This is a genomic window from Streptomyces sp. LX-29, assembly GCF_029541745.1.
GTDB lineage: Bacteria > Actinomycetota > Actinomycetes > Streptomycetales > Streptomycetaceae > Streptomyces.
The window spans coordinates 169,337-181,411 of record NZ_CP089746.1; the positions used below are offsets into that span (position 1 = coordinate 169,337).

12 protein-coding genes and 2 pseudogenes are annotated in these 12,075 nt (G+C 70.8%); 4 read left to right on the forward strand and 10 right to left on the reverse strand.

What is annotated here, in order from left to right:
• The first annotated feature begins 59 nt into the window (after nucleotides 1-59).
• Nucleotides 60-1,013, forward strand: coding sequence for an NADP-dependent oxidoreductase (locus tag LRS74_RS00865; RefSeq protein WP_277739108.1), 954 nt, complete (start codon nucleotides 60-62; stop codon nucleotides 1,011-1,013).
• Between the two features lie 139 nt (nucleotides 1,014-1,152).
• Here the strand turns inward: LRS74_RS00865 and LRS74_RS00870 are convergent, their stop codons facing one another.
• The gene (locus LRS74_RS00870) at nucleotides 1,153-1,926 is read right to left on the reverse strand and encodes a class I SAM-dependent methyltransferase (protein ID WP_277739109.1); all 774 of its coding nucleotides are present in this window, start codon (nucleotides 1,924-1,926) and stop codon (nucleotides 1,153-1,155) included.
• Between the two features lie 58 nt (nucleotides 1,927-1,984).
• Between LRS74_RS00870 and LRS74_RS00875 the strand changes: the two are divergent.
• Nucleotides 1,985-2,212: pseudogene (locus tag LRS74_RS00875) on the forward strand (IS5/IS1182 family transposase); the annotation flags it as partial.
• A 25-nt stretch (nucleotides 2,213-2,237) separates the two neighbouring features.
• Here the strand turns inward: LRS74_RS00875 and LRS74_RS00880 are convergent.
• The 4 genes and pseudogenes from LRS74_RS00880 to LRS74_RS00895 all read right to left on the reverse strand — a co-directional run bounded on the left by LRS74_RS00880 (nucleotide 2,238) and on the right by LRS74_RS00895 (nucleotide 3,721).
• The gene (locus LRS74_RS00880) at nucleotides 2,238-2,594 is read right to left on the reverse strand and encodes a Clp protease N-terminal domain-containing protein (RefSeq protein ID WP_347178187.1); all 357 of its coding nucleotides are present in this window, start codon (nucleotides 2,592-2,594) and stop codon (nucleotides 2,238-2,240) included.
• Nucleotides 2,595-2,783: pseudogene (locus LRS74_RS00885) on the reverse strand (Clp protease N-terminal domain-containing protein); the annotation flags it as partial.
• Nucleotides 2,784-2,785: 2 nt separating this feature from the next.
• Entirely contained in the window at nucleotides 2,786-3,028 is a 243-nt protein-coding gene (locus tag LRS74_RS00890; RefSeq protein WP_277739110.1) for a hypothetical protein, read from the reverse strand.
• Between the two features lie 96 nt (nucleotides 3,029-3,124).
• Entirely contained in the window at nucleotides 3,125-3,721 is a 597-nt protein-coding gene (locus LRS74_RS00895) for a TetR/AcrR family transcriptional regulator (RefSeq protein WP_277744551.1), read from the reverse strand.
• A gap of 169 nt (nucleotides 3,722-3,890) precedes the next feature.
• On the opposite strand from LRS74_RS00895, the gene LRS74_RS00900 reads away from it, so the two are divergent.
• On the forward strand, nucleotides 3,891-4,856 hold the full coding sequence (locus LRS74_RS00900) for an alpha/beta fold hydrolase (protein ID WP_277739111.1): 966 nt from the start codon (nucleotides 3,891-3,893) through the stop codon (nucleotides 4,854-4,856).
• Nucleotides 4,857-5,441: 585 nt separating this feature from the next.
• Here LRS74_RS00900 and LRS74_RS00905 read toward each other — a convergent pair.
• Both LRS74_RS00905 and LRS74_RS00910 read right to left on the reverse strand, forming a co-directional pair.
• Nucleotides 5,442-6,440 carry a hypothetical protein gene (locus LRS74_RS00905; RefSeq protein ID WP_277739112.1) on the reverse strand — a complete coding sequence of 333 codons (999 nt, stop codon included), beginning with the start codon at nucleotides 6,438-6,440 and terminating at the stop codon, nucleotides 5,442-5,444.
• Between the two features lie 157 nt (nucleotides 6,441-6,597).
• Nucleotides 6,598-8,667: an NACHT domain-containing protein gene (locus LRS74_RS00910; RefSeq protein WP_277739113.1), complete on the reverse strand. Its 2,070-nt coding sequence runs from the start codon at nucleotides 8,665-8,667 to the stop codon at nucleotides 6,598-6,600.
• 281 nt (nucleotides 8,668-8,948) lie between these two features.
• Here LRS74_RS00910 and LRS74_RS00915 point away from each other — a divergent pair, with 281 nt between their 5' ends.
• Nucleotides 8,949-10,469: a serine/threonine-protein kinase gene (locus LRS74_RS00915; protein ID WP_277739114.1), complete on the forward strand. Its 1,521-nt coding sequence runs from the start codon at nucleotides 8,949-8,951 to the stop codon at nucleotides 10,467-10,469.
• Between the two features lie 177 nt (nucleotides 10,470-10,646).
• Here LRS74_RS00915 and LRS74_RS00920 read toward each other — a convergent pair whose 3' ends face one another.
• The 3 genes from LRS74_RS00920 to LRS74_RS00930 form a co-directional block, all read right to left on the reverse strand.
• The gene (locus LRS74_RS00920) at nucleotides 10,647-11,015 is read right to left on the reverse strand and encodes a tetratricopeptide repeat protein (protein WP_277739115.1); all 369 of its coding nucleotides are present in this window, start codon (nucleotides 11,013-11,015) and stop codon (nucleotides 10,647-10,649) included.
• 110 nt (nucleotides 11,016-11,125) lie between these two features.
• Nucleotides 11,126-11,584: a MarR family transcriptional regulator gene (locus LRS74_RS00925; RefSeq protein ID WP_277739116.1), complete on the reverse strand. Its 459-nt coding sequence runs from the start codon at nucleotides 11,582-11,584 to the stop codon at nucleotides 11,126-11,128.
• Entirely contained in the window at nucleotides 11,581-12,075 is a 495-nt protein-coding gene (locus tag LRS74_RS00930; RefSeq protein WP_277739117.1) for a MarR family transcriptional regulator, read from the reverse strand. Before LRS74_RS00930 ends, LRS74_RS00925 begins: the two co-directional genes overlap by 4 nt.

The following is a 12,075-nucleotide window of genomic DNA, read 5'->3' on the forward strand; positions in this document are numbered from 1 at the left end:
TAGCGAAGGTTGACCATCGTGCCATTGTCGGGGCGTTGCCAAGATCGCAGGCTGGAGGCATGAGCGAACTCACCACCACCATGCGTGCCATCAGCCAGGATGTCCTCGGCGGACCCGAGGTCCTGAAGGAGGTCGAGCTGCCTGTTCCGACCCCGGGGCCGAACGAGGTGCTCGTGCGGGTGCACGCGGCCGGGCTCAACCCGACCGACTGGAAGCACCGGGCCCTCAAGCTGCTTCTGGGCGAGCCCCCGTATGTCCTGGGCTGGGACGTCTCCGGCGTCGTCGAGGCGGTGGGGGTCGGGGTCACCCTGTTCAAGCCGGGGGACGAGGTCTTCGGGATGCTTCCCTTCCCGTACGGCGCCGGCTCCCACGCCGAGTACGTCACCGCTCCCGCGCGTGCCCTGGTGCGCAAGCCCTCTTCCATCGACCACGTCGCGGCGGGCGCCCTTCCGCTCGTGGGGCTCACAGCCTGGCAGGCTCTCGTCGACACCGCCGATATCCAGGCCGGACAGCGCGTCCTCGTCCACGCCGCGGCCGGCGGCGTCGGGCACGTGGCCGTCCAGATCGCCAAGGCACGTGGCGCGTACGTCATCGGCACGGCGAGCGCGGCGAAGCACGACTACCTGCGCGACCTGGGCGCGGACGAGGTCATCGACTACCACACCACGGACGTCGCGGAGACGGTGCGCGACGTCGACGTCGTCCTGGACGCCCTCGGCGGCGAGACCCGCCTCCGCTCCCTGCGTACGCTCCGCCCCGGCGGCCTGCTCGTCTCGATCCTCCCCCACGGCGCGGAGGGACTCTCCGAGGAGGCCGACAGGCTCGGTGTCCGCGTGGAGCTCCTGCTCGTCGAGGCCGACCACGCGGGCATGACGGCCATCGCCGACCTCGTCGAGAGCGGCAGGCTCCGGCCGACCGTCGCGGGCACCTTCCCGCTCGCCGAGGCCGCCACGGCCCACGCGCTGGGCGAGACCGGACGCACCACGGGCAAACTGGTCCTCGTCGTCCGCTGAGGGGGCCTCAGACGGACGGGACCATCGGACGGGGCCGCGACCTGCGGGACGGGCCGGGACCAGGTCGGTGAAGGGCGCACCGGGTGTTCATCGTCGTCGCCTCGACCCGACCCTGGCCCCGTTGGTGATCCGCGACTGGTTAGCCTTCCGAGCCGGTAGCCGACGGCGGTACCTCGACGACGAAGAACAGGAAGCAGGTTTTACTCGAAAGGTCGTGGAAGCCGTCGGGGAACAGCTCACGGGCGGCCGGGTCGGGCTGCGGCTCGCTGATGACGGAAAGACGGAAGCCGGCGGTGGTGAAGGCATCGATCATCGCGTGCAACGGCCTGCGCCAGAACCTCATCGGGGCGGACTGCCCGTCGAACGTCCAGTCGAAGCTATAGCTGGTGGTCGCGAAGTAGTCAGGCCGAGGATCCTGGATCGTGTAGGCCACGAAGGGGTGGTCCACGGAGGCGATCAGCCGGCCGCCGGGCCTGATCACTCGCCGTATCTCGGCCAGCGTCGGTCCCCAGTCCTCCAGGTAGTGCAGCACCAGCGACGCGACCACGTCGTCGAACGCGCCGTCGGCGAACGGCAGACGGTCGCGCAGGTCGACCACGTGGAGGGCCACGTCGTCGCCCAGCCGCCGCCTGGCCAACGCGAGCATCCCGGCGCTGGCGTCGATGCCGGTGACGACCGCACCGCGGTCGCGCAGTGCGGCGGTCAGGGGGCCCGCGCCGCAACCGGCGTCCAGGATCCGACGGCCGGCCACGTCTCCGGCGAGGGCCACCATCGCGGGGCGCTCGTAGTACGCGTTCACGAGGTTGTTCTCGTTCTCCGCCGCGTACGCCTCGGCGAAACTGTCGTAGTCGTTCACCTGGTCCCGATCCGCGGACCGGGCGAAGCTCTCGGGCACATCGGTTACTTGGTCCATCGTCGCAGCCTAGGGCCGGCGCGATGGGTCCGCGTGACCGACTTACGCTGCGATCGTCCCTGAGCGCCGCGGCCGGCGAGCCCACCGCCAGAACCGCGGCAGTCAAGGCGGTCGGCCCACCGGCTTCGACCCGTCGCGCTACGTCCGCGGGAACGAGGTCAAGCGGACAATCAATCAGCTCAGGGGCTTCCGGGCCGTGGCAACCCGCTTCGACAAGCGGGCCTACATCTCTCACGGCACCGTGACCGTAGCCGCGGTCCGGGTCCGGGTCCGGCTCCGCTCGTGACTCGCCGGACAGTCCTCGGTCGACGCTACGAGGTCTCCCCCGCCACTCGGGCGAGTACCGCCTCGCGCAGGACGGCGAGGTCCACCTCCAGGGTCCTCAGCACATCGAGACCGCGGCCTTCTCCTGCTGCCAACAAGCCGAGCAGGATGTGTTCGGTGCCGAACTCCTGGTGGCCCAGCGCTTGCGCCTCGCGCAGGGTTTGCTCCAGGGCCTTCTTGGCGTCCGGGGTGTAGGCAGGCCGCGGGTACTGGAAGGCGCCGGGGCCGAACGTCTCGTCGGCTCGGCGCTGGATCTCCTCCACGTCGATGCCGATGGACGACAGCGCGTCCTTCGCGGGCTGTCCGCCGGCGGCGACGATTCCGGCGGCCTCCAGGATCCGCACGGTCTCCTCCCTGGCCCGCGCCAACTCGACGCCCTGCTCGCGCAGTACGTGCCGGGCCGTGCTCCGGTCGGCGCCGAGCAGGCCGAGCAGGATGTGCTCCGTACCGATGAAGTCGTGTCCGAGGGCGATCGCCTCATCCTGGGACAGCACCACAGCGCGCCTCGCGCGGTCGGTGAATAACTCGAACACCTCTACTCCTCCTTGCCCGTGGCTTTGCGCCTGCTCGCGTGCTTCTCATGCACCGACTGTCTGCTGACGTCCAGTGACGTGGCGATGCTCTGCCACGACCAGCCCTGATCGCGGGCGTTGTCGACGTGAACCCGCTCAAGCTCTTCCAGGAGACGGCGCAGCGCGACGACGGCCTGCAGTCCCACAGCAGGGTCCTTGTTGGTGACCTGGCCGGCCAGCGAGGCCGGCGTGTCCTCAGCTCCCATGCATGTCAGGTTTCCCTGACGGCATAACAGATGTCAAGGAATCCTGACAATGGCCGGCTACCGGATCACCCGACCCCGCGATGCCGCTCGTCGACATCAGGACGCGTGAGGTCGCTGGAGTCCTTGAAGGAGGAGGGCGATCAGGCGTCGGGGGTCGTAGCGGGGGTCGTTGTCGTATCCGATGCAGAGGTTGCCGATGCCGCGCATCAGCTCGTATGGCCGCGTGCCGGGCCTGATGTCGCCGGACTCGACCGCGGCGTCGAGCAGTTGGGCACAGACGGGCAGCAGGCGGTCGAGGAAGTAGGCGTGCAGCGCGGCGAAGCGCTCGTCGTCGGACTGCAGGGCGTCGGCGAGTCCGTGTTTGGTGGCGAGGAAGTCGACGAAGAGGTCGATCCACTGGCGCAGTGCCTCGAGTGGGGAGTCGGCACTGGCCAGCAGATTCGGGCCGGCCTCCGCGCACGCCTCGATCTGGTGGTGGTAGACGGCGGTGACGAGATCCGCCCGGGTCGGGAAGTGGCGGTAGATCGTGGCCATCCCGACGCCCGCCCGGGTCGCGATCTGGCGGATCGGCGCGTCGACGCCGGAGGTGACGAAGACCTCGGCGGCGGCGGTGAGTACCGTCTGCCGGTTGCGCTGGGCGTCGGCCCGCTTGCTTCGGGACGGCGACTGCCCTGCGGGGCCCTCGGCGGCCATCTCGTTCTCCTTCGACACCACTTGACAAAACGGAGCGCTGCTCCAGATATTAAGTGGAGCAGTGTTCCGTTTCAGCTTAGCCGACAACGGGACGCTCCCGACCGTCCTGTCCGCCCGCCGGTCGCAGGAGACCGGCGGGCGGCAGACGCCACCGAAGGGGAACCCACACGTGAGCACATCCACCGCCGCCAGCGTCGACGCCTGGGGCACGCCCGTCCCGGTCCTGTCCTTCAGCCCCGTAGTCCTCTCCGTGCCCACACGTCCCGTGGACCTCCAGATGCGCGTCTCCGCACCCGCGACCGGAGCCGACCTCCCCGTCATCCTCCTCTCCCACGGTCACGGCCCCTCGAACAACCTCTCCTCGCTCAACGGCTACGCGCCGCTCGCCGACTTCTGGGCCGCCCATGGATTCGTCGTCGTCCAGCCCACCCACCTCACCTCCAGGACACTGAGCCACCTGGTCGCCGACGCACCCGGCGCACCCGACTTCTGGCGCTCCCGCGCCGAGGACATGACCCACATCCTCGACCGGCTCGACATGATCGAGAGCACCGTGCCGCAGCTCGCGGGACGGATCGACCACACCAAGGTCGCCCTCGTCGGGCACTCGCTCGGCGGCTTCACCGCCGCCCTGCTGCTGGGCGCCGGGCTCACCGACCCCGACACCGGGAACGTGGTGCACCTCGTCGAGCCCCGGATCAAGGCCGGCGTACTGCTCGCCGCACCCGGTAGGGGCGGCGACGCCCTCAACGGGCCCATGGCCGAGCAGTGGCCGATCATCGGCGCCGTCGACTTCTCCACCATGACCACGCCCGCGCTCGTCGTCGCCGGTGACAAGGACGACTCCCGGCACTTCACGGACATGGGACCGGACTGGCACGCCGATCCCTACACCCTCGCCCCCGGACCCAAGACCCTGCTCACCCTGTTCGACGCGGAGCACGGACTCGGCGGGATCGCCGGGTACGACGCCGCCGAGACCACCGACGAGAACCCCGGGCGAGTCGCCGCCCTCGCCCGGCTCACCGCGGCCTACCTGCGCACCCGGCTTCACCCCGGCGCCCCCGCGTGGCAGGCCGCGTGCGAGGCACTGACGACCGGCCCTGACCCGGTAGGACGAGTCGAATCCAAGTAAGCCCCCCGCGGCCGTGCCCCTCATCGGGCTCGGTCGGGCGACCGGCCAGAACCCGCGCGATCAGGACCGTCCGCCGTGAGAGGTCAGCCGGGCATGACGGTCGGAAACTGCTCGTGCCTGTTCACCGGCATGCGGCCGGGGCCCGCGACAGGGCCCCGGCCTGGGAACCGGGCGATCGAGAGCTCCCAGGGCATCACGGTTCGATCGTCCAGCGCTGATATGCCTGGTCGGTGCAGACACTGATCTCCACGTCGCCGCCCTCCCAGGGCGGGGGCGTCAGGCACCGGTGCGTGGCCTCGTTGCGCAGGCGGACGGAACCGTCATAGTGGTCCGCGCCGCGCCCCTCGGGAATGCCCGCGTTGAACCGGGGCGTGGTTCGATGCGTACCCGCTGCGGCTGGCCGACGTCGAGGGCCAGCGCATCCTGTGGGAGCGCGCCGCTCGGAACCTGCGCTGGCTCGCGGTGCGCGCGTCCGTGCCCTGGCAAGAGGCCCCGAACAGCGCCGCGGACGGGCCGGTGACCCCTCCCGTGACGGCGCGGCGGAGGACATCCGCGCCTTCGATCGGTGCGGCCTGCCGCCGCTCCTCACCGGCCTCCGCGGCACTCGTCGACCGCCTGGGCGATCATCCGGTACAGCTCGACGCCCAGGTCCTTGCCGGCCAAGCGGAAGAGTTCGGGATAGAAGCCGGGAAAGGTGTTCTCGTCGACGATGACCGGCAGGCCCTGGTGAAGGATCATGTCGAAACCGATGATCTGCGCCCCCATCACGTTCTGAGCCCGCGAAGCCAGCTCCGCGTGGGCGGCCGGCACCTCGCACAGATCGACCTCGCCCCCCTCCCCGGCCAGGTCGTAGACCTTCGCCGCGCCGCCTCGCATCGCCGCCCAGCGCGAGGGCCGCTTGCGGTAGCCGTACATGATCTCGCCGCCCACCATCGCCACCGACACCCACTCGGCGAGGTCGTTGTCGTAGAACCGCTCCAGCAGCAGCGTCCCGTCGCCGACCCCCGGAGCGGTCGCGGCCAGGTAGCCGACAGCGTCCCGCAACGTGGCGAAATCCTCGATGAGCAGCACCCCCCGCCCGAAGTAGCCGAAGCGGGGTTTGAGCAGGGCGCGGCCCCACTCCGCGAGGACCGGCTCGGCCGCGCCCACGTTGTCCTGGTCCAACAGGACGGTGTCCGGTACGCGTACTCCGGCACGGTGCAGCAGCAGGTGGGCGCGGAACTTGTCGAGGCCGACGGCGAACATGTCGGGGTCGGCGACGACCCGGGTGTCCTGGCTGAGGGTCCGTAGCGCTTCGAGGTGATAGCTGCCGGGCCTGCGGTCGATCTGCGCGTGCCACACGTACAGGTCCAGCTCGTTGAGACAGATCTCGCCGTGGTGCACCCGACCGCCACGGATGCAGGTGCGGTCGATGTTCAACCCGTGGAAGAACTCCACATCCGCCATGTCGGCGAGGAGGTCGAGACATCGGTCCCGGGCTTCCGCTGGGACGGCGGCGCTGCGCGGCAGCCGCCGCACGGCCTCGGAGGTCCCGACGGGCCCACTGGCCAAATAGGTCCCCACCCGCAGCCCTCGAGCGACCATCGATTCCTCCACAGCTGTGCCGTAACAGACAGGGAGGGAGATCTCCTCCCCTGTCCACTCTCGGAGGGAACGGGGGTCCAGTCGACCGACCGCGCCGGACAGTCCCGGACGAAACGGTGCATTGATCGCCACGATCCGCCCCTCGGCTGCCGTGTGCTCACTCCTCCAGATGGCGTTGCAGGTTGATGTGACGGAACTGGTAGACGGCCCCGGTCTTGCGGAGCACTCCGCGTTGGCGGTGTGCGTCATCCAGGAAGGCCATCAGGTCGCCGGGGAGACGTTCGCGTACGAACAGGTAGCCCCGGGCCAAGGTGAACAGCCCCCAGGCCGTCCCTCCGAAACCGACTGCCAGTCCTATCGCCACACCCACTACGGGAGTGGCGACCACAGCCGCGGTACGGCCTGCCACCAGGTCCGCGACCAACCCCGCCACCGGCCCGGCGGCCAGGGCCCACAGGAGCATGATCCGCCACGCGGTCCCGCGGTCCCGGCTGAGGGACTCACCGGGGCCGCTGCCGGCGGTGACGTCCATGGCCTTGGGGCGCAGCCCGGTCATGAGGCCGACGGCGAAGCCGATGGCGAGTACGCAGACCAGGGCGAGTCGCAGTCCGGTGACGGGCCCGATGGCGAAGCCGGTCACCATCCCGGCCACCGTGCCGGGGACGAGCGTCGAGTGACGCCACGACCAGCGGATCCCGGCTGCGGGTTCCCGCCGCTGACCGGTGGCCAGGAGAGCCACCGGACCGACGGTGAGCCCTGCGCCCAATCCGGCGACCGGTCCGGCGACGCACCATGGAACGACGGCGACCAGGGCCCCCGCGCCGACGGACACCAGCAGCCGCAAGGGCGCGGCAGGCATGGCCCGGTAGAGCTCCCACCAGGCGATTTCCGTACTGCCGTCGAGATGGACCTTCATGTGCCGGGCCAGGAAGACGAAGACCCGTTCCGCCTCGACATCGGTCCAACGGCGGCCACGCTGGGGGGCCGGCCGATACGCGGTGCGTATGAAGGCGCGGAAGAGATGCCGCTCCACCGCCTCACGGGTGGCGAAGGTCAACAGCTCCCGCGGTTCGTCCCGCGGAGACGGGGCCCGGGATGAGGGCGCCTCGTCGGGGTGGTAGACCGCCCGGGCGAGAAAGACCCCCAGGGGCGTCGCGAGGGTTCGCGCCAAAGGACTGGTGCCGCCCAGCCTTTCGAGGACCGGCCCCCACCGTTCTTCGACGGCGGCGGACGCCGCCGTCGTGCGCGGTCCATGGCCCAGGGCGGTGGCGCGCAGATACTCCTCGACCTCTCCACTGTGGAGGGGGAGGAGTTCGAGCGTGGCCGCCTCCCCCAGGGGCGCGGACACCTCCAGCAGCGCGCGGTACTCGGCGGACCGACAGGAGAGCACCACCGGCTGGTCCAGGGGTAGCGACTCGTTCACAAGGACCATCGCCCGCCGGCGCTGTTCCGTGGGCAGCTCGTCGAAGCCGTCGAAGATCGGGATGATCATTCCCCGATTCAGCAGGGCGCGAGCGAGGCTCACCTCGCCGAACCCGGGCGGCGCCGGGTCGGCCAGGATCTCGTGATCACGCTCCAGCTGTCCGGCCATCCAGGCGTACAAGGTGTCGTCCCAGCCGTCTCCCGCGCCGGGACGGGGGTCCAGGCTCGCCACGGTGAAGAGCACGGGGACCCGGTCATCGGGCGCGCGCTGCTTGATCATGCCCAGCAGCAGCCGGATCAGCAACGTCGTCTTCCCCGAGCCCGGCTCTCCCAGCAGGACCAGGCGGCGGGTGGGGATCCGGCGCAGATAGGTCTCTGTGATCTCCTCTTCCTGGCCGGCGAGTCCCGCAGGGCCGGCGGGCCAGCCGGCGGGATCCGAAGGCGGACCGCCAGGCCATCGCCGCGCCGCGGCAACCAGTTCACTCCAAGGAACGGAGAGTTCCTGCGCGGCCGCGGCCCAGGACACCGCGGGCGGAATCGGTCGGACCAGCCGCTGGCGGCTGAGTTCGGCGTCCCACTGCTGCCGCACCGCACCGGCCAGTTCCTGAGCGGCCGACGGAAGCTCACGGCGCGCGCCCTCGATCCGGTCGCCGCTGAACGCCGCCCAGGTCAGGAAGGCTCCGGCGACCGTGGGCGGCAGGGCGGGGAGAGCGGCCGCCAGTTCACCGGCGCTGTACGCCAGACACACCGCCGCCACCAGGCCGCCAAGGGTGAGGAGGACATACAGGCGCCTGGTACGTGTCACGCGTTCCCGGACTCCGGCCCTGCGCCTCCCTCCGTCGGCTTCAGGCCGCACTCTCCACCTGGGCCAGGTCTTCATGGCCTGCCAACGACATACCGAATCCACGGACACGCGGCATGGCCGCCCGCGGCCCATCGTGTTCTCCGGAGGGGCTTCGCCGGGCGCGCTGAGCCCGAAGGTCCTGCTCAAGCGGCGGCGACGTCTGTTCGACCGGATGGGCTATCGTGCCTCCTCGACCTCGACTGTTCGCGAACGGGGGAAGAGGAGAAGGAGAAGATTCCAAGGTGTCCGATCTGGGGCGGCTTGTCGCCGGCCGGTATCTGCTGGTGGAGCGGGTAGGCAGCGGCGGCATGGGCACGGTGTGGCGCGCCGAGGACAGGTTGCTCGGCCGTCATGTCGCCGTGAAGAAGCTGCACATCCCACCGCACCTGCATGACGACGAGGTCCACACGCTCTACGAGCGCACCCGCCGCGAGGCCCGCAGCGCCGCACGGATCGCCCACCCCAATGTGATCGTGGTGCATGACGTCGTCGATGACGAGGGTCTGCCGTGCATCGTCATGGAGTACATCCCGTCGGTCACACTCGGTGATGTGCTGAAGCGGCAGGGCGCGCTGCCACCCGCTGAGGCCGCCCGGATCGGCTCTGCCATGGCCGCCGCCTTGCGGGCCGCCCACGATGCCGGGGTCCTGCACCGGGACGTCAAACCCGCCAACGTCCTGCTCGGTGACGACGGGCGGATCGTGCTCACCGACTTCGGCATCGCCATGGAGGCGGGAACGTCGTCGCTGACCAAGCCCGGCGAGCTGATCGGCTCCATCCACTACCTGGCGCCCGAACGCCTCAGACGCGGGAGCACCGAGCCCGGCCCCGCCTGCGACCTGTGGGCCCTCGGGGCCACCTTGTACCAGGCGGTCGAGGGGCGGCACCCGTTCCGCCGCGACACCCCGATCGAGCTCGCGTACGCCATCGTCACCGACTCCTACGAGCCCATGCGCAACGCCGGGGGTCTGACCCCGGTGGTCGAGGGGCTGCTCGTCAAGGAACCCGAGCAGCGCATGGACGTCCATGAGGTCGAACGCCTCCTGGACGAGGTGACCGAGACCCGGACCGGCCTCCTGACCTCCCCCACGCGGCCGGAACGCACCGGCGACCCCGCCGACACCGGACGGGGAGGAAACGGCAGGAGCCGCAGGGTGTTGTGGTCCGTCGCGGCGGCGGCACTGGCCGCCATCGTGGCGGGCGGCGCGATGTGGTGGCCCCGGGAAAGTGCCGACCGACCGAGCACGCAGGGGCGACCCGCGGAGAACGCCTCAGCCTCCGCTTCGCACAGCAGCCCGGCCCCGCCTCCGACGCTCCCCGTCGGATACCACCTCGAAAAGGAGGACCGCGGCTTCTCCTTCCCCGTACGAGACGGCTGGACCCGCAAGCGGATGCCCGGCGGTGAAGTCGTCTACATAGACCCGTCCGGCTTGGTGGGCGTGAGGGTCAACGTCGTCCACTTCGCGGGTTCCGACCCACTGCAGCACTGGCGCGACACCGAAGAGGACCAGACCCGCCGGGACAACGCCGGCTACGAACGGGTCAGGATGGCCGCAACCACCTTCCGAGGACGGCCGGCCGGGTACTGGGAGTTCACCTTCGACGGCAGGGCTCGGAAGTTCCGGGCCGCGGAGCTGGCTTTCGCCAGCGCCGACGGCACCCAGTACGTGGTCTACCTCTCCGCGCCGGATGCGCAATGGCATCAATATCGGCCGGTCTTCGACGCCACCGTCAACGGAGTCCACCTCAGTAAGGGGTCGTGACAGACCCGGTCCGGTGGGTGCGGATGGCCGGGTACGTGCTGCGCACCGGGATCCAGTGGGCGGGTGCCGACCGAAGCACTCCGGGCCGTCCGCCAGGCCGGCTGACGCCACGGGACGCGAGGGACGCCGGTCCGGCTCCGTAGAGGGGGTCGGGTCGGCGTCCGCCGGTCGGGCGCGTCAGAGGTCCCCGACATCACCGGCGAGCGCGGAGGCGATACGCGCATGGGACCGGGCCTCCTCGGTGCGCCCCTGGCGCTCCAGGGTGCGGCCCAGCATCAGCCGGGCGTAGTGCTCGACCGGGTCGCGCTCGACGATGATCCGCAACTCGCTCTCCGCGCGGCGCAGTTGGGCCGAGTGGTAGTAGGCGCGCGCCAGCAGCAGCCGCGGCCCCGTCTGCTCGGGTACCTCCTCGACCAGCCCGCGGAGCACCCGTGCCGCGGCGGCGTAGTCCCTGGCCTCGAAGAACAGCTGCGCCCGCTCCCAGCGCTCCGCCGGGGTCCCGTGGGTGTAGTAGGCGTCGCCGGGGGCGCCGTAGGTCGTGTTCACCGGTGACCTCCTTCGGCTCCGTCAACCACGGCCGACGGTTGGATATTTCCACTCCTCAGCGGTCGGGCGGCCACGCGGTCAGGCGGCCACGCAGCCACGAGGTCAGGCGGTCAGGAGGTCAGCGCCGCGAGCTCCGCGTTGGCGCGCTCGGTGACCAGGGCGAGGACGCGACCGGCGGCGGCCAGGTCCTGGGCGGGTATGCCGCCCCAGATGCGGGCGGTGACGGGAGCGGTCTCCGCGCCGACGACGGCGATCAGCTCGCGCCCCGCGTCCGTGGGGCGAAGGTGCGCGCCGTCCGCGATGAGCAGCCGCTTGGCCAGCAGCTCATCGAGAGTGGCGCGGATGTCGGCCGGGTCGGCCTTGAGGGAGCCGCGGACCTGGGCGACGAGGTCGTCCGACGTCTGCGGGGCGTCGGCGGTGACGGCGGCGCGCAGGGCGATCTGCTGCTGGAACGTGACGCCGTGTCGAGCCAGGACATGCTCCAGGACGCCGCGGGCGGCGTGGTGGGCCAGGCCGAGGGCGCGAGAGTCGGCGACGGGCGCGGCGGCGGAGGATGCGGTGGTGGTCATGGTGTTGCCTCCTGAGTGATCTCGTCGTTCGGTACGGATGGCGTGAGAGGCGCGTCGAGCAGGGTGGTCAACTCGTCGGTGAACGCGCGCGTCCGGGGGGCGTCGAGGCCGCCGAGCGGCTCCAGCAACTGCTGAAGCAGCTCCTGGACCACCTCGATGGCCTGCCGCGTGACGGTCTGGCCCCGCTCGGTGAGGGCGAGCTGTACGGCGCGCGGGTCGCGGGGATCGCGGGTGCGCTCGATCAAGCCGGCCGACTCCAGGGCGCGCGCCAGCTTCGAGACGTACAGCGCCTCCAGGCCGGTGTGGTCGGCGAGTCGGCGCTGACTGGGTCGCTCGCCGGCGCGCTGCATGCCGTGCAGCGACGCGACGAGCGAGTACTGCGCGTGGGTGAGGCCCAGCGGAGCCACCGCGCGGTCGACCGCGACGCGCCACTTGTTGGCGAGCCGCCATACCAGGAAGCCGGGCGTGGGGCCCGGTGAGCCCTTACTCAT